This is a genomic window from Methylophilus sp. Leaf408, from assembly GCF_916856905.1.
In the GTDB taxonomy this organism is placed as follows: domain Bacteria; phylum Pseudomonadota; class Gammaproteobacteria; order Burkholderiales; family Methylophilaceae; genus Methylophilus.
This window is the reverse complement of sequence record NZ_CAKASK010000003.1, coordinates 62,296-83,602: the sequence shown is the minus strand read 5'-3', so window position 1 is coordinate 83,602 and position 21,307 is coordinate 62,296. Positions and strand designations below refer to the sequence as shown.

General features: G+C 49.4%; 21 protein-coding genes. 13 read left to right on the top strand and 8 right to left on the bottom strand.

Going from position 1 to position 21,307, the window contains the following annotated elements; translation table 11 throughout:
- Positions 1–99 precede the first annotated feature (99 nt).
- Positions 100–666 carry an EF-hand domain-containing protein gene (locus tag LPA26_RS14000; protein WP_229008825.1) on the bottom strand — a complete coding sequence of 189 codons (567 nt, stop codon included), beginning with the start codon at positions 664–666 and terminating at the stop codon, positions 100–102.
- A gap of 476 nt (positions 667–1,142) precedes the next feature.
- Between LPA26_RS14000 and ompR the strand changes: the two genes are divergently transcribed.
- A complete protein-coding gene (gene ompR, locus LPA26_RS13995; RefSeq protein WP_055827575.1) occupies positions 1,143–1,868 on the top strand; it encodes a two-component system response regulator OmpR in 726 nt (241 codons plus the stop codon).
- 27 nt (positions 1,869–1,895) lie between these two features.
- Entirely contained in the window at positions 1,896–3,209 is a 1,314-nt protein-coding gene (locus LPA26_RS13990) for an ATP-binding protein (protein WP_304437668.1), read from the top strand.
- Positions 3,210–3,222: 13 nt separating this feature from the next.
- On the opposite strand, the gene cysG is transcribed toward LPA26_RS13990, so the two are convergent.
- On the bottom strand, positions 3,223–4,611 hold the full coding sequence (gene cysG, locus LPA26_RS13985) for a siroheme synthase CysG (RefSeq protein ID WP_229008824.1): 1,389 nt from the start codon (positions 4,609–4,611) through the stop codon (positions 3,223–3,225).
- A gap of 120 nt (positions 4,612–4,731) precedes the next feature.
- Here cysG and miaB point away from each other — a divergent pair, with 120 nt between their 5' ends.
- Complete coding sequence (gene miaB, locus LPA26_RS13980; RefSeq protein WP_229008823.1) at positions 4,732–6,069, top strand: tRNA (N6-isopentenyl adenosine(37)-C2)-methylthiotransferase MiaB; 1,338 nt, start codon at positions 4,732–4,734, stop codon at positions 6,067–6,069.
- Positions 6,070–6,072: 3 nt separating this feature from the next.
- The gene (locus LPA26_RS13975) at positions 6,073–7,023 is read left to right on the top strand and encodes a PhoH family protein (protein ID WP_229008822.1); all 951 of its coding nucleotides are present in this window, start codon (positions 6,073–6,075) and stop codon (positions 7,021–7,023) included.
- A gap of 270 nt (positions 7,024–7,293) precedes the next feature.
- Here the strand turns inward: LPA26_RS13975 and LPA26_RS13970 are convergent, their stop codons facing one another.
- Together LPA26_RS13970 and LPA26_RS13965 are read right to left on the bottom strand one after the other, a co-directional pair.
- Entirely contained in the window at positions 7,294–7,908 is a 615-nt protein-coding gene (locus tag LPA26_RS13970; protein WP_255659352.1) for a glutathione S-transferase, read from the bottom strand.
- Positions 7,908–8,924 carry a quinone-dependent dihydroorotate dehydrogenase gene (locus LPA26_RS13965; RefSeq protein ID WP_229008820.1) on the bottom strand — a complete coding sequence of 339 codons (1,017 nt, stop codon included), beginning with the start codon at positions 8,922–8,924 and terminating at the stop codon, positions 7,908–7,910. The genes LPA26_RS13970 and LPA26_RS13965 overlap by 1 nt, the downstream gene beginning before the upstream one ends.
- 149 nt (positions 8,925–9,073) lie before the next feature.
- Here LPA26_RS13965 and LPA26_RS13960 point away from each other — a divergent pair, with 149 nt between their 5' ends.
- Positions 9,074–9,202 (top strand): DUF3149 domain-containing protein, encoded by a 129-nt coding sequence (locus LPA26_RS13960; RefSeq protein WP_082488045.1) that lies wholly within the window; start codon positions 9,074–9,076, stop codon positions 9,200–9,202.
- 84 nt (positions 9,203–9,286) lie between these two features.
- Here LPA26_RS13960 and LPA26_RS13955 read toward each other — a convergent pair whose 3' ends face one another.
- Positions 9,287–13,156 (bottom strand): DUF3683 domain-containing protein, encoded by a 3,870-nt coding sequence (locus LPA26_RS13955; protein ID WP_229008819.1) that lies wholly within the window; start codon positions 13,154–13,156, stop codon positions 9,287–9,289.
- A gap of 92 nt (positions 13,157–13,248) precedes the next feature.
- Here LPA26_RS13955 and LPA26_RS13950 point away from each other — a divergent pair, with 92 nt between their 5' ends.
- From LPA26_RS13950 to LPA26_RS13915, 8 genes are all read left to right on the top strand, one after another.
- On the top strand, positions 13,249–13,755 hold the full coding sequence (locus LPA26_RS13950) for a TlpA disulfide reductase family protein (protein ID WP_229008818.1): 507 nt from the start codon (positions 13,249–13,251) through the stop codon (positions 13,753–13,755).
- Between the two features lie 3 nt (positions 13,756–13,758).
- A complete protein-coding gene (locus tag LPA26_RS13945) occupies positions 13,759–14,169 on the top strand; it encodes a CopD family protein (protein WP_229008817.1) in 411 nt (136 codons plus the stop codon).
- 3 nt (positions 14,170–14,172) lie between these two features.
- Complete coding sequence (locus LPA26_RS13940) at positions 14,173–14,919, top strand: hypothetical protein (protein WP_229008816.1); 747 nt, start codon at positions 14,173–14,175, stop codon at positions 14,917–14,919.
- Between the two features lie 70 nt (positions 14,920–14,989).
- Entirely contained in the window at positions 14,990–15,556 is a 567-nt protein-coding gene (locus LPA26_RS13935; protein WP_055827604.1) for a TetR/AcrR family transcriptional regulator, read from the top strand.
- A 115-nt stretch (positions 15,557–15,671) separates the two neighbouring features.
- The gene (locus LPA26_RS13930) at positions 15,672–16,643 is read left to right on the top strand and encodes a carbohydrate kinase family protein (RefSeq protein ID WP_229008815.1); all 972 of its coding nucleotides are present in this window, start codon (positions 15,672–15,674) and stop codon (positions 16,641–16,643) included.
- 45 nt (positions 16,644–16,688) lie between these two features.
- Positions 16,689–17,147: a glycine zipper 2TM domain-containing protein gene (locus LPA26_RS13925; protein WP_229008814.1), complete on the top strand. Its 459-nt coding sequence runs from the start codon at positions 16,689–16,691 to the stop codon at positions 17,145–17,147.
- Between the two features lie 158 nt (positions 17,148–17,305).
- On the top strand, positions 17,306–18,091 hold the full coding sequence (locus LPA26_RS13920) for a GNAT family N-acetyltransferase (protein WP_055870312.1): 786 nt from the start codon (positions 17,306–17,308) through the stop codon (positions 18,089–18,091).
- A 1-nt stretch (position 18,092) separates the two neighbouring features.
- Positions 18,093–18,902 (top strand): 1-acyl-sn-glycerol-3-phosphate acyltransferase, encoded by an 810-nt coding sequence (locus LPA26_RS13915; protein WP_229008813.1) that lies wholly within the window; start codon positions 18,093–18,095, stop codon positions 18,900–18,902.
- 17 nt (positions 18,903–18,919) lie between these two features.
- On the opposite strand, the gene LPA26_RS13910 is transcribed toward LPA26_RS13915, so the two are convergent.
- The 3 genes from LPA26_RS13910 to LPA26_RS13900 form a co-directional block, all read right to left on the bottom strand.
- Positions 18,920–19,681: a TSUP family transporter gene (locus LPA26_RS13910; protein WP_229008812.1), complete on the bottom strand. Its 762-nt coding sequence runs from the start codon at positions 19,679–19,681 to the stop codon at positions 18,920–18,922.
- 30 nt (positions 19,682–19,711) lie between these two features.
- Complete coding sequence (locus LPA26_RS13905; protein ID WP_229008811.1) at positions 19,712–20,548, bottom strand: symmetrical bis(5'-nucleosyl)-tetraphosphatase; 837 nt, start codon at positions 20,546–20,548, stop codon at positions 19,712–19,714.
- Positions 20,549–20,668: 120 nt separating this feature from the next.
- Positions 20,669–21,172 (bottom strand): cytochrome c5 family protein, encoded by a 504-nt coding sequence (locus LPA26_RS13900; protein WP_055827616.1) that lies wholly within the window; start codon positions 21,170–21,172, stop codon positions 20,669–20,671.
- Positions 21,173–21,307: the final 135 nt, after the last annotated feature.

The window sequence follows — 21,307 nt, the reverse complement described above, 5'->3', positions numbered from 1 at the left end:
AATTTCCAGTGAAGGAAAGTATACCCTTATAACCAAGGTTGTCAGAAGATTATAGGCAAGCCAGAACAACTCACATGGCACATGCAAGCTGAGTCAATATTAACTTGGGCGTTTACGCTGGCTTGAGCCGTCTTTGCCAGAAGAATTCACGGAACTACTTGCTGGAATCACTGCAGAGTTAGATTTTGACTTGTTTTTGGCTTTGCTATCGAGATCGGCATCGGTAGATGCAGATTGCTGTGCTTCGGTTTTAGATTCAGCTTCACGTTGACGCTCGACCATTTTCGCGTAAGCATTTTCAAGCTCATCGAGCGTAATCACACCATCACCATCGAGATCTACATAAGAGAAATGGCGTGCTACCTGAGGCAGACACAAAGTCGCTTCTTCACGATCCAGCGTATCATCATTGTCACGGTTACATTCATTAAAGCGCTGGGAAATGCTGTCATGCATCGCTTTACGCTTTTGTAACATCAATTGATGGTCGGGGTCGGTATTACGCGCATATTCACTCAGCGCTTTGCGCAGTCGCGCACGGTCTTCGGGGCTGAAGTTGTGTTCTAATGTTTTGGTAAGTCCGGTATCTTCATTGTCTATCACCCGGTTATCACTTAACCGGATTGGCAGTTTGAGATCGGCAAAGGCAGGTAGTGCTAGCAACATGGTCGTTGTTAGCAAAAAAACCTCATTGAAATGTTTTATCGCTCTAAACATCCACACCTATACATAAGATCGTATCTTTACCTTTTCGAGACATTTTAAAGCCGCAAACGCTAGACTTAAAATTTACTTAAAAAGATAAGTTGGAAAAATGCCGGATGACTTAAAAAGTCAGGCTGCATACCATAACGCAACTAAAGTCCGTTCATCAACAGATTTAACACAAAATAGCGCTTTTCAAGCCACTACTGTTAATAAATGGGCATTTATCATGCATTACGATTGTAAATGCAATATTTCATTGCCACCGCTATTTGTAACCAATTTGTAACCGCCCCATTTCATGCTCCATGCAGCTTGGAGTATAATAGCAGTCGATAAGTTTAATCACTTCAGCCGTTTTATCATCCAGTCTCCTGTAACCGTTATTTCGGCTTAACGCGTTAATTGAGACGCCAGTTTTTGTGTAAAAGGTTCGTATGGCAGAACAGTTTAAAAAAATATTGATGGTCGATGACGACTTGCGCATGCGCGAACTTTTGCAGCGTTACCTGACTGAACAAGGGTTCAATATCAAGTCTGTGTCTGATGGCAAAGAGCTGGATAAAGCCATGGCAGCCGAAAGCTTTGATCTATTGATACTGGACTTGATGTTGCCGGGCGAAGATGGCCTCGCCATCTGCCGTCGTTTACGCGGCGCTAACCATGTGACACCGATCATCATGCTGACTGCCCGCGGCGATGAGGTAGACCGTATTGTCGGCCTGGAAATGGGTGCGGATGATTACCTGCCAAAACCTTTTAATCCACGCGAGTTGCTGGCAAGGATCAATGCCGTGCTCCGCCGCCACGAAATCACGCCCAAACTGGCAACTGAAGATAAAAGCTCAGCATTTCAGTTTGGTGAATTTGTGTTTGACGTCAACACCCGCAGCCTGAGTAAAAATGGCACGGCCATTACCATCACCAGCGGAGAATTCACTTTATTGAAGGTATTTACCGAGCACCCTAGGCAACCACTTTCACGCGACAGGCTCATGCAGCTTGCGCGCGGCCGCGAACTGGATGTATTTGACCGCAGCATTGACGTGCAAGTCTCACGCTTGCGCCGCATTATTGAACCGGACCCGGCACATCCACGCTATCTGCAAACCATGTGGGGCTTTGGTTATGTATTTATTCCTGATGGCGAATCGCCGCAGTAATCTACTGCATCACTCGCCATAGCCCTCGTGCGCTTACTGCCCCGCAGACTACTCTCCCGCATCATGTTGCTGATTGCCATTTTACTGGCAGTCAGCATCTATGCGTCGCTCAAGATTTTTGATTATTTCGATCGCGAACCGCGTGCAACTGCAGCCGCATTACAGGCAGTCACGATTGTCAATTACACACGCGCTTCGCTGATCGCCTCACACGAAAACCGCCGCCTTGCCCTGCTTTCAGAACTATCTGGGCGAGAAGGTGTGCGTGTCTATGCAGCAGATTTCCTTGAAGATATTGAGCCATTACCTGCTGATCCTTTCATCGCCCTGATGGCGCAAAAAATCCGTGACAGGCTGGGTGAAGAAACCATCATCACCGTCAATCACTATGATATTCCCGGTCTTTGGATCAGTTTCAATGTCGGCCAGGATGACTTCTGGGTAGTGATCCCCAAAATCCAGGTTGACAGGCCTTTCCCTTGGCACTGGCTGGGCTGGGCGGCGGTAGTTGGGCTGTTGTCGTTAGTTGGTGGTTACTTGCTTACGGCCCGTATCAACCGGCCACTGACCATGTTGGTACATGCCGCAGAACGTTTACGTAATGGCGAACCGGCCCCGAAACTGCCTGAAGATAGTGTGGAAGAACTGCGAGAAGTAACGCATACCTTTAACGAAATGGCCGAGTCACTGGCCAGGCTGGATGCAGAGCGCACCTTGCTGCTGGCTGGGGTTTCGCATGATATCCGCACGCCACTGGCGAGATTGCGGCTGGCGGTAGAAATGCTGCCGCAGGAAGCCGACTATATGAAACACGGCATGATCGAAGATATTTCCGATATGGACAATATCATTCACCAGTTTCTGGATTTTGTGCGCGGTGTTGAAGGCGAACCCACACGTATGATGGATATCAATGATCTGTTACGTGCATTGTCGGAAAGGCAATTGCGCGCAGGGCGTGAGTTAAAAATATCTCTAGGCCCAAAGTACTTTATCCCTATCCGGCCACTCGCCATGCAACGCTTGCTCGATAACCTGGTCGGTAATGCCTATAACTATGGCAAAGGTAAGGTAGAGGTGCGCAGCCAGGTGATGGCAGATAAAATCGTGGTGAGCGTGCTGGACAACGGCCCTGGCATTCCGCAGGAGCATGCAGAGCGCTTGTTACGTCCGTTTGAGCGTATGGATAGCGCACGCAACAAATATGAAGGCGGTAGCGGGTTGGGACTGGCCATTTGCAACCGTATTGCTAAATTGCATGGCGGCCAACTATTCCTGCTCAACCGGCCAGAAGGCGGGCTGGAAGCCAGGTTGTCGCTGCCTATCTTGCCAAATACTTAGTTACTTTTAGCTGTTAACCCTCTGGCGTAAACCAGTTCAAGCGTGCCCTGAGTTTGACCACTTCGCCGATAATCGTCAGGCTAGGTGGTTTTAATCCTGCCTCTGCCACATCATTAGCCAAGTTAGCCAGTGTAGATTCAACTACGCGCTGTTTCTGGGTAGTACCTTGCTGTATCACAGCGGCCGGCATATCAGACGACACGCCTTGCGCTATCAACTTTGTACAAATTTGCTCCAGTCCGACTAAGCCCATGTAAATCACCACAGTTTGTCTTGGGCGCGCCATCGCTTGCCAATCCAGGTCTACCGTCCCATCTTTCAGGTGGCCGGTAATAAACAGGCAAGCCTGCGCATAATCCCTGTGCGTTAAAGGAATTCCGGCATAACTGGATACACCATTTGCAGCAGTGATACCTGGAACTACCTGGAACGGTACCCCATGTTGCATCAGCGTCTCGATCTCTTCACCACCGCGGCCGAAAATAAATGGGTCGCCGCCTTTTAAACGCAACACCCGTTTACCTTCTAAGGCCAGCCTGGCCAGCAAGGCATTGATCTCCTCCTGCGGCAGGGTGTGCTGGTCACGCGACTTGCCGACATACACCAGCTCGGCATCGCGCCGCACCAGTTCCATCACTTCCTTACTAACCAGCTTGTCATAAACGCAGACATCGCATTGCTGCATCAAGCGCAGCGCGCGGAAAGTCAGCAAATCGGGATCACCGGGCCCACCACCAACCAGATAGACTTCTCCGCGTGCGGGGGCATCGTCACTTTGCGTTAGTAACTCACCGAGCAATTCCCTCGCCGCCTGCTCCTGTCCTGACAATACCCGTTCCACCAATGGGCCATTTAACACATTTTCCCAAAACCGCCGACGGCTCTGCGTGGTGGAAAATCTGGCTTTAACTTGGTCACGGAATTCGCCAGCGATGGTCGCAATCCTGCCATAAGCAGCGGGCAGCATGGTTTCAATTTTGCTACGAATATGGCGGGCAAGTACCGGTGCATTACCTTCGCTGGAAACCGCAATGACCACCGGGCTGCGGTCAATAATCGATCCCATGGTAAAGGTACATAAAGCTGGCGCATCCACTACATTGACCGGGATATTCAGCCGTTTGGCAGCCACTGAGACCGCCTCATTCACCACCTCATCATCTGTTGCTGCAATCACCAGGCAGGCACCGGTCAGCTGTCCAGGCGAAAATGAGTCCCGCACATATTCAATCTCATTTTTTTCCAGCATCTGCCGTAATTCAGACGTTAACTCTGGCGAGATAACAACCACATTACCCTGCGCTTTTAGCAACATGGTGACTTTGCGCGTCGCCACGTCGCCGCCACCTATCACCAGGCAGCGACGTTGGGCAATATTGAAGAAAATCGGTAAGGCTTGCATGCAAGTAAGATTTTTTTTAGATGTAACCATTTTACCGCAGTCCGCGTATTGCGCTGCCGATTATCATGCCAGCCACAGTCAAATAAGCTAAAATACTGTTTTGATTTGAAAAAATGCTAGATGAAGCAGGACAGCGGTAAAAAAATATTCATTAAATCGTTTGGTTGCCAGATGAACGAATACGATGCTTCACGCATGGTTGACCTGATGCATGAACACGACGGTATGACCCAAACCGACAATATGGAAGAGGCCGATGTCATCTTGCTGAATACCTGCTCGGTACGTGAAAAAGCTGAAGAAAAGGTATTCAGTCACCTAGGTCGCATGATTCCGCTTAAAGAAAAAAATCCCAACCTGGTGATCGGTGTCGGTGGTTGTGTTGCCAGCCAGGAAGGCGATGCGATTATCAAACGCGCACCGTATGTTGATGTAGTATTTGGTCCGCAAACCTTGCACCGCTTGCCTGAACTGATCAAAGCCAAACGCCTAGAAAATAAACCTCAGGTCGACATTACCTTCCCCGAAATTGAAAAGTTTGACCATTTACCACCGCCACGAATTGAAGGTGCCACCGCATTTTTAAGCATTATGGAAGGCTGCAGCAAATATTGCAGTTTTTGTGTAGTACCTTACACACGTGGTGAAGAGTTTTCACGCCCGTTTGAAGATGTACTGACCGAAGCCATTCAACTGGCGGAACAAGGCGTGAAAGAAATCACCCTGCTTGGACAAAACGTTAACGCTTACCGCGTGCAATATGAGGGCATAGAAGCGGACCTAGCGATGTTGATTGAAACGGTAGCAGAAATACCGCAAATCGAACGTATCCGCTACACCACCAGCCACCCGAATGAAATTAACGAACGGCTGATTGCCTGCCATGCCAATGTGCCGAAACTGGCCAATCAATTGCACCTGCCCGTACAAGCGGGTAGTGACCGTATATTGATGGCTATGAAACGCAACTACACTGCCCTGCAATACAAAGGCCTGATCCGCAAACTGAAAATGGCAAATCCGCAATTGACGATTACCAGCGACATCATTGTCGGCTTTCCAGGCGAAACGGAAAAGGACTTCCAGGCTACGCTCAAGTTGATGAAAGACGTCGGTTTTGATTACAGCTTCAGCTTCCTCTACAGCCCTCGCCCCGGTACCCCGGCTAGCTATTTGCCGGATGAAACACCACAAGCGGTCAAGGCTGACTGGTTAAAACAATTACAAACCGAGAACGAAGCAAACGGCGATGCTATCAGCCGTGCCATGCTGGGGACTGTGCAACGGGTGCTAATTGATGGCCCATCGTGGAAAGACCCAAGCTTGCTGGCAGGTAAAACCGATAATGGCCGCGTAGTGGACATCGCTGCCGATGCACGTTTTATCCACCAGATGGTCCAAGTAAAAATTACCGATGTCTACAACCCGCATCGCCTCGTTGGCGAAATAGTGAATTAAGTAATGGAAATCACCCTAAAACCTGAAGACAATCTGATGCTGGCCAATTTGTGCGGCCCGCTTGATGAAAATATCCGCCAGCTGGCGAATGGCCTGGATATTGATATTAACCGTCGCGGCAGTACCTTTCATTTGACCGGCACAGATACCAATATCCGACTGGGTGCGCAGATGCTGGAAAACTTTTATGCGCGCTCAAAAAAACCCATTGAGCTGGAAGATATTCAATTAGGCCTGGTAGAGATCGACAAGCTAAAGCCTGAAGAGGTCGCATCGACCAGTATGCCAACACTAATGACACGCCGTGGAGACTTGCATGGCCGCACCCCTCGTCAGGTCAGCTATCTGCAGCAGATCCAGGATCACGACATCACTTTCGGAATAGGCCCCGCCGGTACTGGTAAAACTTACCTCGCCGTTGCCAGCGCCGTCGATGCGATGACGCGTGATCGTGTCAAACGTATTGTGCTAGTGCGTCCTGCGGTAGAGGCAGGTGAGCGCCTGGGCTTTCTGCCTGGGGATTTGAACCAGAAAGTGGATCCTTACCTGCGCCCCTTGTATGACGCGCTATATGACCTGGCGGGTTACGATACGGTGAACAAAATGTTTGAGCGCGGTGCGATTGAAGTGGCGCCACTGGCTTATATGCGCGGCCGTACCTTGAACCAGAGTTTCATTATTCTCGATGAAGCGCAGAACACCACACCTGAGCAGATGAAGATGTTTTTGACCCGTATTGGTTTTGGTACCAAAGCGGTGATTACGGGTGATGTGACACAGATCGATTTACAACGTCATCAAAAGAGCGGCCTGGTCGAAGCGCAGAAAATCCTTAAGGAAGTTAAAGGCATCGCGTTTACGCAGTTTATGTCGCAGGATGTGGTCCGCCACCCGTTGGTGCAGAAAATTATTAATGCTTATGAGAGGTTTGAGCTGAATAGTGAGAAGAATTGATTTCTTGGCATTAGTGAGAGACTGCTTTTCGCCACTCGGCGAAAAGTAATGTCGAATTGGAACGCTGAATCATCCAAAGAAATAGCTTTTAGACCTTCCAGAAAATGCGACACTAGTTCTCTATTGCTACTAAGCTAAGCATGTCCTTTCCTAGCTTTCCCCTTGCAGGTCGCAATGGCGTTCCGCAGGTACAGAGCATGCTCTGTGAAACCCCTGCTAAATCCTCCACTGAAATGACGATTTATTCGCCCGCACAATCACGCGCCAAAACTAACGCTCAATATAAGCCGGGAATTTCTGCATCACCTCAGCAAACAACTCTCCTTCCATCCATCCCGCCAGCCAATCCCGCAATCTGGAATACGAACTCCGACCAAACCACTCCGCATCCACCGCCGCAAACTGCCGGATAAACGGAAAAATCGCTACATCCGCAATACTGGCGGAATCCCCCAACAGAAAACGATGCTCAGCCAGCAAAGTTTCCAGCCTTTGCAAAAACTGCTCGCCCTGCTCACGATAAAACAACACTGATTGCTCCGGATAACGCTCAGGATATTTATACCTGTCCAATGACTTCTTAAACTCGCCATCATTAACACTGATCAGCGAATCGGCCATCACCATATTGAATTTAAGCCATCCACTCGGATCATTTTGCTGTAAAGCCCAGCGCATAATATCCAGGCTCTGCTCCAACACTGCTCCATCAGCCAACTGTAATACCGGCACGGTAGCTTTGGGCGATATCTGCAACAAGTGCTGCGGCTTCTCACGCAGCGAAATCTCACGCAATTCCACTTGAATCCGTGCTGCCCATATCGCCATCCGGGCTCTCATCGCATAGGGGCAACGGCGGTAGGTATAGAGTATTGGCAGCGACATTAAAGTAATGCGCGGCGGCAATCTTTGATCAACTGCGGCCCTTTATAGATCAACCCGCTATATAACTGCACAAGGCTCGCACCTGCTTCGATTTTCTCTTTAGCATCCTCACCACTCAAAATCCCGCCCACGCCAATAATCGGAAGGCTGTTTTGCAAAGAGGCTGACAATGTACGGATGACCTGTGTAGCGCTATCCCTTACTGGCGCACCCGATAAACCACCGGCCTCTTCTGCGTGCTGCAAACCGGCGACTGCATCTCTGGCCAGCGTGGTGTTAGTGGCAATCACGCCATCGATTCTATGTTGCATCAACAAACCGGCAATTTCTTCTACCTGCTCTGTAGTTAAATCAGGCGCAATTTTCAAGGTAACAGGCACATATTTGCCATGTACTTGCGACAGGATATTTTGTTCAGCCTTCAAGGTCGCCAGCAACTGGCTCAGCGCATCCTTTTCCTGCAATGCGCGCAGATTTTTAGTGTTGGGTGATGAGATATTCACAGTGATGTAGCTGGCATGTGCATATACCTTACGCATGCAGGTTAGGTAATCTTCAGCTGCGCGCTCATTAGGGGTATCAAAATTCTTGCCGATATTGATACCCAAAATACCTTTAAATTTCGCCGCTTTTACATTCTGGATCAGATGATCCACACCTTTGTTATTAAAGCCAAAGCGATTGATAATGGCATGCGCTTCTGGTAAGCGGAATAAGCGCGGTTGCGGATTACCCGGCTGTGCGCGCGGTGTCACCGTGCCTACTTCGACAAACCCAAATCCAAGCGCGGCCATACCGTCGATCACCATGGCATTTTTATCCAGGCCAGCCGCCAAACCTACCGGATTAGGAAAATTCAGACCCATCACTTTTTTCGGTTGATCAGCCAGATGACGGCCTGCCAACGCCAACAATCCCAACTGCTCTGCGCGTTTAAGCGAGTTCAAGGTCAGGTCATGCGCTTTTTCGGCATCCAGTTTGAATAATAACGGTTTTAATATGGGGTACACGTTCATCAATTATTTCCGGTTATTGGCGCGTGAAAGTGATTTCACACTATTCAGCATGCATCAGGTTTGCGTTATATCAAAAACGCTATCGGCATAAGAGGCCAAAATAATCATCAGAGTCATTGTTGCAAGTATTACCACTCACAGGAGGACATATGAAAATTCTGATTGATTTACTCTCTACCGACTACGGTTTGATGAGCCTGGTCGTGATTGCCATCATAGCTATCGTGATGACCTGGGCCGGCATATACGTTTACGTCCAATCGCGAAAGTCATCATAATTTAAGTGATGTACCATCACTTTTTAATAAACTGATTCAGTTGCTGATTTAATAAAACCCCGCATTTGCGGGGTTTTATCGAAGTTACAGAAGTACCTTCTCGATACCGCCGTTATTGGCTTTATGTATGTAGTCTTCCATCCAGTTTTCGCCAAGAATATGCTTGGCCATTTCGACCACAATATAATCAGCCTCAATACCGGTGTCATCGCCATAACGTGACAGACCTTGCAGGCAGCTTGGGCAAGATGTGAGAATTTTCACCTGCTGCTCGGGTGCTCCGACAGTCAGGCCCATTTTCTCCATGCCTTTCTCAAGCTCTTCCTGCTTGCGGAATTTCACTTGCGTGGCAATGTCAGGTCGCGCTGCAGCAAACGTACCGGACTCACCGCAACAACGATCATTCAGCGCCACATCCGTCCCCATCAGCTTATTGGTGACTTCCAACGGCTTATAGGTCTTCATCGGTGAGTGACATGGGTCGTGATACATGTAACGCGTCCCCGTGACGCCTTGCAGGCGCATGTCTTTTTCCATCAGGTACTCGTGGATATCCAGCAGGCGGCAGCCCGGGAAAATCTTCTCGAACTCGTATTTCTGCAACTGATCCATACAAGTACCGCAAGACACGATTACCGTCTTGATATCCAGGTAATTCAGTGTATTGGCCACGCGGTGGAAAAGCACACGGTTATCTGCCGTGATTTCCTGGCCTTTGTCGTGGTTACCCGCAGATGTTTGTGGATAGCCGCAGCACAAGTAGCCTGGTGGCAACACGGTAATCGCGCCAACCTCGTACAGCATGGCTTGTGTCGCCAGGCCAACATTAGAGAACAGACGCTCTGAACCGCAACCGGGGAAATAGAACACGGCTTCCGAATCTTCGCTCACCTTTTGCGGATTGCGAATGACCGGAATCATGGTGTCATCTTCCACCCCTAGCATCGCGCGTGAGGTTTTGGATTGCATTTTCTTCGGCATCGGGCGATTGATGAAATGAATAACCTGCGCCTTTATATCTGCTTTACCAACGGTAGCTGGCGGTGCCTTTTTATCTTTCAGCAGGCCAAACTTCTTCGCCAGGCTGTTGGCGATATTAATCGCCTTGTAACCCATCTGTATCATGCCGGCGCGCACCAGCTTGATGGTAGCCGGATCCTTGGCGTTCAGGAACAGCATGCCCGCTGCGGTACCAGGGTTGAAATTCTTCTTACCCTGTTCGCGCAAGAAATTACGCATTTTGATCGATACATCGCCAAAGTCGATATTGACCGGGCACGGCTTCTCGCAACGATGGCAGACCGTACAATGGTCGGCTACATCGTTGAACTCGTCGAAGTGCTTGAGTGAGATACCGCGGCGCGTCTGCTCTTCGTAGAGGAAAGCCTCAATCAGCAGTGACGTACCCAGGATCTTGTTACGCGGTGAATACAACAAGTTGGCACGTGGCACATGGGTAGAACACACCGGCTTACACTTGCCGCAACGCAGGCAGTCAGAAATATCATCGGCAATCTCGCCAATGGCAGATTGCTCCATAATGATGGATTCCTGCTCGAGCAGGCCGAAGCTTGGTGTATAAGCGTTTTCCAGGCCTGAGCCCATCAACAGCTTGCCTTTGTTGAAGTGGCCTTTCGGGTCGACCTTATTCTTGTAAGTGGTAAAAGTATCAATGGTCGCCTGATCCAGAAACTCCATTTTAGTGATACCAATGCCGTGCTCGCCAGAAATCACGCCATCCAGCCCACGCGCCAGATCCATAACGCGTGCCACGGCTGCATGCGCATCCTGCATCATGCCATAGTCGTCTGAGTTGACCGGGATATTGGTGTGCACGTTACCGTCACCGGCGTGCATGTGCAGCGCAATAAACACGCGGCTCTTCAATACCGTTTTCTGGATTTCGTCCAGTTTCTCAAGTATGCGCTGAAACTCACGGCCAACAAAAACATCCGCCATAGGCCGCTTGAGTTCGCGCTTCCAAGATACGCGTAAATCATATGACTGCACTGCACGGAATACATTTTCATACTGAGCAAATGGTTTCCCCATTTCCCCAAGCACGCTCACTGGTTCATCCAGCGTATTTAAAATCAAACGCCATTTTGCACGAAGTTCACGCAGTAATTGCAGCGCAATATCCCGCTTGGATTTCACACCTTCCGGATCAGCATTACCATCTTCATCGGGCTGCAGTGGCAGGTCGCCCTGCATAAAGGTTTCTAGCGCATCCACCAGCCGCAATTTGTTCTGGATCGATAATTCTATATTGATGCGCTCAATACCATCAGAATATTCACCCAGGCGTGGCAATGGAATCACCACGTCTTCGTTAATTTTGAAGGCGTTGGTATGCCGCGCAATTGCTGCGGTACGTGAGCGGTCCAGCCAGAATTTCTTGCGCGCTTCGGCAGAGACTGCAATAAAGCCTTCGCCATTGCGTGCATTGCACATACGTACCACGGCTGAAGCGACTTCGCCAACTGCATTTTCATCATCAGATGCGATATCGCATAACAACACCATTTTCGGGCGTTGCTGACGCGCAGCCTTGGTGGCATAGCCGACCGCTTTTACATAGCGCTCGTCCATATGCTCCAGGCCTGCCATGATCACGGCAGGCTCTTGCTTGGCGGTAGCATCCAGATAGTCTTTGATTTCAACAATGGCCGGCACGGCATGGGAAACATTGCCGAAAAATTCCAGCGCGATGGTACGCACGTGTTTAGGCATGCGGTGCAAAATGAATGTGGCTGAAGTAATCAGGCCATCACAACCTTCTTTTTGCACACCAGGCAGACCAGACAGGAATTTGTCGGTCACGTCTTTACCGAGGCCAACTTTACGGAAGCTAGGCCCGGGGATTTCAAGAATTTCCGGTTCGGCCAGCAGATTCTTGAAGCCGATGTCATAACGGCTGATTTTAAAGCGCGCCAGTGGGATATCGTGAATCTTGCCCAGGTTATGGTCTAGACGTTCAACTTCCAACCAAGTCGCATCCGGCGTCACCATCCTCCATGAAGCGAGGTTATCCAGCGCGGTACCCCAGAGCACGGCTTTTTTACCACCTGCGTTCATGGCAACGTTACCGCCGATACAACACGCATCAGCAGAAGTTGGGTCACACGCAAACTCTAACCCGGCTTCGGTAGCTGCATCCATCGCACGGCGGGTCACTACACCGGCGCCACACTCAATGGTGGCTACCTGGCGGGCAACACCCGGTAAGGTGCGTATTTGCACGCCAGTGTGTTTGTCCAGCTTTTCGGTATTAATCACTGCTGACAATGGCGTCAGCGGAATCGCGCCACCGGTGTAACCGGTACCGCCTCCACGTGGAATCACGGTCAGGCCAAGCTCGATACACGTGCGGACCAGGTAGGAAATTTCAGCTTCAGTATCCGGGTTGATCACCACAAACGGATACTCTACGCGCCAGTCAGTGGCGTCTGTCACATGCGAAACACGCGCCAGGCCGTCAAACTGGACGTTGTCTTTGCGGGTAAATTTGGTCAGTTTTGCCAGCGCTTTTTTGCGCAGGTCGGCAGTTTGCTTAAAGTCATCCGCAAACTTTTCGACCGCTTTGGTCGCGGCTGCAATTAGCTTTTCAACCTTGTCATTGCTACCGCTACGCTCACGGATAGCAGAGATGCGGTGATACAAGGCATCAATCAGCGCTTTGCGGCGTTTTGGATTTTCCAGCAAGTCATCTTGCAGATAGGGGTTGCGTGACACCACCCATAAATCGCCAAGCACTTCGAACAACATGCGTGCGCTGCGGCCGGTTTTGCGCTCGGTGCGCAAGACATTCAGTATTTCCCAAATCTCTTCACCAAGAAACCGAATCACGATCTCACGGTCAGAGAAGGAGGTATAGTTGTACGGAATTTCGCGCAAACGCGTAAGAGGAGTAGAATCCGAATTGAGCAATTCTGCGGTCACTGGTGCGTTCATTGATAATTTATCAAAAGCAAAAGTGAATTATATCATGCTGAGGTCGGCTCAAACACGTAGGCGCTTTAGGGTTTTTAATCTCAAGAAACATTATGTCGAAATACTTCTCTTCCTATAAAAAATGGATCATGCCTTTAGTGGCGCTGGCGTTATTCATCGGCCTGGCGATAGCAGTGATGCAAAAACCACAAGCGCCAGAAGTGACCTTCACTACCCTGGACGGCAAAAAAATCAGCATGGCATCGCTGCGCGGCAAAACCCTGCTGGTCAATTTCTGGGCCACCGACTGCCCAGGCTGTATCAAAGAGATGCCGACACTGATTGAAACTTACAAGAGATATAAAGATAAAAATTTTGAAGTCATTGCGGTGGCCATGCCTTATGATCCTCCAGCCCAAGTACTGAATTACAGTCAGGAAAAAGCGTTACCCTTTGCTGTAATGCACGATGGTTTTGGCGAAATGGTAAAAGCCTTTGGCAACGTTAACCTCACGCCGACTGCATTCGTATACGACCCACAAGGCCGCCGCCTGCAAAAAGTGATAGGCGAACTGGACTTTCCCAAATTGCACGCACTTATAGAACAGCAGGCACGCTAACTCATGTTATGGATTAAAGCGCTACACCTTATTTTCATCACCAGCTGGTTCGCCGGGCTTTTTTACCTGCCGCGTATTTATGTGAATATGGCGATGGAAACAAATACGCAAGCCTATGCGCGCCTGTTGTTAATGGCTCAAAAGCTTTACCGTTTTATGCAGCCACTTTCTATCCTTGCATTGGCTTTTGGCATATGGCTATGGCTTGGCTACGGCTTTACGGGCGGCTGGCTGCATGCCAAACTCTTACTGGTATTTTTTCTGCTTGGCTATCATCATTATTGTGGCAAACTGCTTAAACAATTTGCGGCACACAGCAACCAGCGGAGCCATGTCTGGTTTCGCTGGTTTAACGAAATTCCAATAATCCTGTTATTTGCCATTGTCGTTTTAGTGGTAGTCAAACCTTTTTAATCCATGCTGGACTCACTACTTCAATCAGAGTGGTTGATTCGCATGCTGGATAAATCCGGCCAGCAGCCAGTGCAAAAATTGCTGGCATTGTTTTCTGTGCTTGATGATTTACTTTCCAGCCCGTTGACTGCGAAAAATCAACCCGCCCCATCCGCTTCAACAGCTGACCGCTTACAGAAATTTCTCACGACACAATCTCAAAAAGCCGGCGCACGCCTGCCGGAGATGTTGGCAAACCAGTTATATTTTATGGCGATCAGCGCTTGCCAGGAAAAACTTCTACATCCGGATTCCACTGCCTTGCAGCATGCCCGGCAAGCAGCACAGGCATTGATTAAAGAGCAAACCACCCGTGAAATTAACTGGCTGGCAGTTCGTAATTACGGCATCGTCGCCACAGCATTATGTACCGGCATGCTTGCAGGCCACTTCTGGCCATCAACGAAGAGTATCGAAATCAGTATGGCACATGCTGCTGAGCAACCTGAGCCAGCGCCCAACCCATTTTCGCTGGAAGCCAGTCCTTCAGAAACTGCTGCCATTTATGGCCGCCTGGAAACCATGAAACATGGTGAATGCCGCCTGCTTGAAGCACTGCAACTGCCGGAAAAACTAAAAAGCGTGTATATCGAAAATGTCATTAACGGCCATGTCACCACCAACCGTGATGAGCAGGTGCTGGTCAACCAGTTGCTGGACCAGGTGCAATGCAATTACACCCCAAAACTGATGGCTAACTCTAAAAGCTAACGCCAGCCATATTTTCATTGCTAAATGACTGTGACTATACTGTTTAGTATAGGGTGCTATAATCAGGCATATGAGCGTACTCAAACAAAAAATCCTGCAAGTATCAACGGACTTATTCCAGACCCGTGGCATCAACTCTACCGGAGTAGATACTATTGTAGCGGTCGCGGGCACCACCAAGATGACGCTCTATAAATACTTCGAAACCAAAGAAGAACTCATCCTGGCAGTGTTGCAGCAAAGCCACCAGGATTTTCAAACCTGGATGAACGATAAACTGGGTGGTTTGAGCGACAAGCCTGACGAGAAAATTCAGCAACTGTTTGATTTTATTGAAGAGTGGGTAACTTCGCCTTCCTTTGTTGGTGTGGCTTTTATTAAAGCTTCTGCTGAATTCCCCAGTGAAGAAAACCGTATTCACCAGCTTTCATCACAGCAATCACGCGAGTTCCGTCTGTTCATCAGCAAGCTTGCACAAGAAGCAAATATTAAAGATGCCGAAGGTTTAGCCCTGCAGCTTTCCATCCTGTTTGAAGGTGCGGTACAAGCAGAGCAAATCAAGCGCGGTTCCGGCGCCATCAAGTCCGCTAAAAAAGCAGCCAAAACCTTGATTGATATAGCCATCAAGCAATCCTGAAATAATCAGCCTCATCGGGCACTCAGTCTTGTCAAAGTTTAAGTAAGACTTGCCAGCTTAAAGGCTGGCAGCAATAATAGCCGCTATTATCACAACCCCTTTTTGACCACACTAAATGAAGATTTTAATTTGCGGCTCTTTGGCCTATGACACCATCATGGTGTTCCCCGACCAGTTTAAAAACCACATCCTGGCGGACAAAATTCACAAGCTCAGCGTGGCTTTCCTGGTACCGGAAATGCGCCGCGAGTTTGGCGGCACAGCGGGCAATATTGCCTATAACCTGCAGTTACTGGAAGGCCAGCCGCAGATTATGGCTACCGTAGGTGATGACTTTGCGCCTTACCAAAGCTGGCTTGATCAACATAAGATTGATCGCACACATATCAAAACCATCAATGGCGCTTTTACCGCGCAGGCATTTATCACTACCGATATTGATGATAACCAGATCACGGCATTCCACCCTGGTGCCATGCAAAACGCCCACGCCAACAGCGCCAAGGATGTAAAAGATGCGGTACTGGCGATTATCGCGCCGGACGGGCGTGATGCTATGTTCCAGCATGCCAAAGAGTGCCATGAAGCCGGTATTCCGATAATGTTTGATCCCGGTCAGGGCCTGCCAATGTTTAATGGCGAAGAATTACTCTATTTTATTGAGCTGGCAGACTACCTGGCAGTGAACGATTATGAGTCTCAGGTCATCCAAGATAAAACAGGACTTACACTTGAGCAACTTGCCGGCAAAGTGAAAGCACTGATTGTAACGCTGGGTGGTGAAGGATCACATATTTATGCTGATGGTCAACGTCATGAAATACCGTGCGTTAAAGCAGAAGCAGTGATAGATCCGACTGGCTGTGGTGATGCTTACCGCGCTGGTTTGTTGTACGGGATTGCTCGTGGCTGGGACTGGAAAACGTGTGGTCGCCTGGCAGCAACGCTGGGCGCGATTAAAATTGCACATCGTGGTGGTCAGAATCACAAAGCCAGTCGCGAAGAGATTGAAAGTATTTATAGTCATGCGCTGGTACAGGATGCAATTAAGGAAGACCCGTCATTAAGCCGTCCCGCATCAAGCTAGGCCAATATTGAGCTAACAAAGAGAAAATAGTACAGGAGAAAACACATGAAAGTGCGTGCATTAAAGTGGGTTGCTGTAGTGATAATGGTAGGATTCTTAGGCGCATGTGCCAGTTCTAATTCCGGTAGTGTGTATTCGCGCGACGAAGCACGTAAAACACAGACAGTGAAAACCGGTGTGGTAGAAAGCGTACGTAGCGTAAAACTGGAAGGTACCAAATCTCCGGTAGGTACCGTTGCCGGTGGTGCTGTAGGTGGTATCGCGGGCAGCAGTATTGGTGGTGGCAGAGGCAGCATTATTGCAGCGGTAATTGGTGCAGTCGCTGGTGGTTTGGCTGGTTCAGCGATTGAAGAAGGTGTTACCCGTAAAAATGCCTACGAAATCACTGTTAAGCTGGATGGCGGTAACCTGGTTTCTATCGTGCAGGAAGCGGATGAACAATTCGCGCCGGGTGACCGTGTACGTATCGTTGAAAATGGCTCAACCTCACGTGTAAGCCATTAAGTCCTTAATCACAAGTAATTTAGCAAATAAAAGAGCGACCTGGTCGCTCTTTTTTATTGCCGTACAAAGCTATTTTCGTCACACAACTGTCACGACTTCGTCACCAATCGTTCACATGCCAATCCTATCATCTCGCTAAATCACCAAGGAGAAGCGGGATGTTTGAACAAGATTTGCAACCTGGCATACATCAGTCTGATATTCAAAGCAGCATCCATAGCGCGCGCAAACCGGCGACCTCACTGAGCGTTGCACTAGCCACCAGTGCAGAAGAAATCACCGAAGCTCAGCGTCTGCGCTTCCAGGTATTTTCCGAAGAAATGGGCGCGCATATCAAAAGCCAGAACGGATTGGATGTAGACGGCTTCGATGCCTTTTGTGACCATTTACTGGTCCGTGACGATGCCACACAACAAGTGGTAGGCACTTACCGCATCCTCAACCCGATGCAGGCCATGCTGGCTGGCGGCTATTATTCAGCCGGTGAATTTGATTTAAGCAGACTGTCGCCATTGAGTGACCGTACCGTCGAAGTGGGGCGCGCCTGCGTACACGCAGATTACCGCACCGGTGGCACGATTACCATGTTATGGGCGGGACTGGCCAAATACATGATGGCGCGCCAATATGAATACATGATCGGTTGCGCCAGCATTTCCATGCATGATGGTGGTCATATGGCCGCTTCATTGTTCAGTAATTTGCGTGAAGAGTATCTTTCACCGGCTGAATACCGCGTATTTCCGCACAACCCGTTACCGATTGAAGCACTGGATCAATCATTGCCGGTCACCTGCCCGCCGTTGATCAGGGGTTACCTACGCCTGGGCGCCTACATTTGTGGCGAACCAGCCTGGGATCCAGCTTTTAATACAGCGGATATGCTGGTATTGTTACCTCTCTCCCGCATTAATCCCAGATATGCAGCGCATTTCCTGAAATAATTTGCCTAAGAATCATATAACCAACTTACAGCGACGCGAAGCGCCTTTTCTAATCCGCGGGTGGCGCATCGCCCGTATCAGCTTGCATGTACTGATAGGCTTAACCTTGGCGACACTGGTGTTGCCAGTAGCCAATCGCAGCGTGCGCATGGCGATCATTCAATGGTGGTGCCGCCGTTTATTACGCTGTTTTAACATCACCCTGACCACCAGTGGCACCGTGCCAGGTAAAGACACGCATGGCGTATTATTTGTCGCCAACCATATTTCCTGGGTAGATATTCATTCCATCAACAGCTTATTGCCGGTGCGTTTTGTTGCCAAACTGGAGGTGAGAAACTGGCCGGTATTTGGTTATCTGGTGAGAAAATCCGGCACTATTTTTATTAACCGCACACGCCAAAGGGATGCTGCACGCGTTGTGCAGTTAGCCAGCAATGCCTTAAAGCTGAGGGATAATTTATGTGTTTTCCCGGAAGGGACCACCACAGAAGGTGACCAGGTTTTACCTTTCAAAAGCAGCCTGATACAAGCGGCTATTGATGCCAACACTATCGTGATTCCGGTGGCCATTTGTTATGTGCAACCTGATGGCAGCATTAACCACGCGGCGGCCTATGCCGGTGAAACCACCATGATTGAATCGATGCTGGCGTTTATTCATATGCGTGCGCCAACCGTGCATCTACATTTTTGCCAACCGATTATCGCCAGGGAGTTGAGCCGTCAGGCACTGGCGGAAATGGCCCATGCCGAAATCACAAGTGTGCTTTACAAGTCACCTGCGCAATACCAGCAAGCTGTAGCCTAGCTTACAAATATAATTAGCTAGGCCACATAAGCTTGCCAGCCAGCTTTTAACACCAATAGCGTCACCATCACAATAAACACCCTTCGCACCAGCAATGCACCATGCTTGAGGGCGAGCGAGGTACCCAGCACACTCCCGGCAATATTGGCTGCTGCCATCGCCAGACCTGCTTGCCACCAGACGTGACCGGTTGCCGCTAACAATATCAGTGCGGCCAGGTTAGTTGAGGCATTCAATACTTTTGAGGAGGCAGAGGCATGTAGGAAATCCACACCCAGCCAGCGGATCAGCAAAAAGATAAAGAAACTCCCGGTGCCAGGGCCAAAGAATCCGTCATACCAGCCTATTATCCCGCCTATGCCCATGGCTAATAACAGGCGATTGCGGTCTGTACGCATGGGGCTATGCAACATACCGAACTGACGATGCTTAAAGGTATACAACAACACAAAAACTAAGATCAGCGGTAGTAGCTTGCGCAACAATTCCGGATCGGTTTTAGTTAAAGTCCACGCACCTAACCATGAACCGGCAAATGCCACCAGCGCAGCAGGTATTAGCCACGCCCAGTCCAGTTTTACGCGCCTGGCATAACGTGTAGCGGCCACTGCAGTGCCAAACACACTTGAACATTTATTGGTGCCTAGCAATAAAGAAGGTGGCAATGAGGGATAAGTAGATAACAGCGCAGGCACGGTCACCAACCCTCCCCCGCCAACCATGGCATCCATCACACCGGCCAAGAACGATGCCGCAACAACCAGCCATAAGTCCATCATACTGACGGTACGTTCACACTGAAAAATCCGTTAATCACTGCCACCTGCCGCTGGCCGGTCTCGTGCATCCAGCCCCACTTGCCGGATACTTTTGTCATCCAAATTGTAAGCCGTCAGCTGGCGCCCCCATAAACATCCTGTATCGAGTGCTACGACGCCATCGCCTTGATGCAACCCGAGCGCTGACCAATGCCCGAACAGAATCGTTTGCATGCCGGCCGAGCGCCGTTCAGGAATCTGGAACCAGGGATAATAATCGGCAGGCATATCAGCCACTTCGCCTTTAAAGGTGAACTCCATCTCGCCTTCTACATTGCACAAACGCATACGGGTAAACGCATTTACAATCGCCCTCAACCTGTCCATGTCCACCAGCGCATCGTTCCATTTCGCTGGCGTATTGCCATACATTGCAAACAGGAATGTTCCGTAATCAGCACTACATAAAACGGCTTCCACTTCTTCGGCCAATCGTTTGGCTTTACTTAAAGTCCATTGCGGATACAGACCGGCATGCACCATCGCATAGTCGTCTTCCAGCACCATCAATGGTTGCTGGCGTAACCAATGTAATAATTCGCCACCATCGTCGGCAGCAAAAATGTCGGCCAGGGTATCAAACCGATGTGGCGGACGCACGCCATGCGCTACTGCAATCGCATGCAGTTCGTGATTACCCAATACCAGTTTGATCTGGTCTTTATGCTTGTAAGCCCAACGTAAAACCTCCAGCGAGCCATTGCCACGATTGATAATATCGCCTACCAGCCACAACTGGTCATGCGCGGGCTGAAAGTTGATTTCAGCCAATAAATCCATCAGCGAGTAATAACAGCCCTGAATGTCACCAATTGCAAATCTTGCCATGCCTGTCACCTGCGCCCGTGTATATACTTAAATAGTTCGCCTCTAACCTGCACTATAAACAAAGAGGAGCTTGAAAACAAAAAAGCCGCTTGTGAAAGCGGCTTTTGAAACTCGTAGTATTTATTTCTTCAAACTTGCAGCATCAAATTTTGCTCCGGCCTGATTCGCCATGTAAGCCACGGCATCGGCTACCTCATGATCAGTCAGGTCAGCGCCGCCTCCACGTGGTGGCATGCTACGGATACCTTCAATCGCATGTTTCACCAGTGTTTCGTAACCTTGTGAAATACGCGGGCCCCAGTCACCGGCATTACCGATTTTTGGTGCACCTAATGCCCCTGCAGCATGACAGGCAGAGCAAGTGACTTTAACAATCTCTTCACCGCTTTTTTCTACATGCTCACCAGCGTCTGCAGCCACTTCCACAGTAGCAACCGGCTGAATGTTTGCGGCTATTTTTTGTTCTGCCGCTTCTGTAACTTCCTTAGCGGGAGCAGGTTTTTCACTGCCAATCACGCCAAAAAGATAAGCCAATAATGACACTAACAGAGTGAATCCAATAATTGTGCCTGGTATCACAATGATTAACTCTTTGATGCTTGAACCTTCCTTGTACCCCGACATATCTGCGCCCCATTGATTTTGAAATGACCTGCGCGATTATAACGCAGAACCCAGTGTCATGAAATGTAACATGGCTTGAGGCCGCCCGCACACCTTTAAAGGCCTTGAAAACAAAACAGCCAGGCAATCAGTGCC

Bases quoted from the DNA above. Each gene is read 5' to 3' on its own strand.
- LPA26_RS13970 (WP_255659352.1), bottom strand. From the start codon at position 7,908: ATGTCGCTGCCAATACTCTATACCTACCGCCGTTGCCCCTATGCGATG.
- LPA26_RS13965 (WP_229008820.1), bottom strand. From the start codon at position 8,924: ATGAACGTGTACCCCATATTAAAACCGTTATTATTCAAACTGGATGCC.
- LPA26_RS13960 (WP_082488045.1), top strand. From the start codon at position 9,074: ATGAAAATTCTGATTGATTTACTCTCTACCGACTACGGTTTGATGAGC.
- LPA26_RS13955 (WP_229008819.1), bottom strand. From the start codon at position 13,156: ATGAACGCACCAGTGACCGCAGAATTGCTCAATTCGGATTCTACTCCT.
- LPA26_RS13935 (WP_055827604.1), top strand. From the start codon at position 14,990: ATGAGCGTACTCAAACAAAAAATCCTGCAAGTATCAACGGACTTATTC.
- LPA26_RS13925 (WP_229008814.1), top strand. From the start codon at position 16,689: ATGAAAGTGCGTGCATTAAAGTGGGTTGCTGTAGTGATAATGGTAGGA.
- LPA26_RS13920 (WP_055870312.1), top strand. From the start codon at position 17,306: ATGTTTGAACAAGATTTGCAACCTGGCATACATCAGTCTGATATTCAA.
- LPA26_RS13945 (WP_229008817.1), top strand. From the start codon at position 13,759: ATGTTATGGATTAAAGCGCTACACCTTATTTTCATCACCAGCTGGTTC.
- LPA26_RS13930 (WP_229008815.1), top strand. From the start codon at position 15,672: ATGAAGATTTTAATTTGCGGCTCTTTGGCCTATGACACCATCATGGTG.
- LPA26_RS13910 (WP_229008812.1), bottom strand. From the start codon at position 19,681: ATGATGGACTTATGGCTGGTTGTTGCGGCATCGTTCTTGGCCGGTGTG.
- ompR (WP_055827575.1), top strand. From the start codon at position 1,143: ATGGCAGAACAGTTTAAAAAAATATTGATGGTCGATGACGACTTGCGC.
- LPA26_RS14000 (WP_229008825.1), bottom strand. From the start codon at position 666: ATGTTGCTAGCACTACCTGCCTTTGCCGATCTCAAACTGCCAATCCGG.
- LPA26_RS13900 (WP_055827616.1), bottom strand. From the start codon at position 21,172: ATGTCGGGGTACAAGGAAGGTTCAAGCATCAAAGAGTTAATCATTGTG.
- LPA26_RS13950 (WP_229008818.1), top strand. From the start codon at position 13,249: ATGTCGAAATACTTCTCTTCCTATAAAAAATGGATCATGCCTTTAGTG.
- cysG (WP_229008824.1), bottom strand. From the start codon at position 4,611: ATGCAAGCCTTACCGATTTTCTTCAATATTGCCCAACGTCGCTGCCTG.
- miaB (WP_229008823.1), top strand. From the start codon at position 4,732: ATGAAGCAGGACAGCGGTAAAAAAATATTCATTAAATCGTTTGGTTGC.
- LPA26_RS13905 (WP_229008811.1), bottom strand. From the start codon at position 20,548: ATGGCAAGATTTGCAATTGGTGACATTCAGGGCTGTTATTACTCGCTG.
- LPA26_RS13940 (WP_229008816.1), top strand. From the start codon at position 14,173: ATGCTGGACTCACTACTTCAATCAGAGTGGTTGATTCGCATGCTGGAT.
- LPA26_RS13975 (WP_229008822.1), top strand. From the start codon at position 6,073: ATGGAAATCACCCTAAAACCTGAAGACAATCTGATGCTGGCCAATTTG.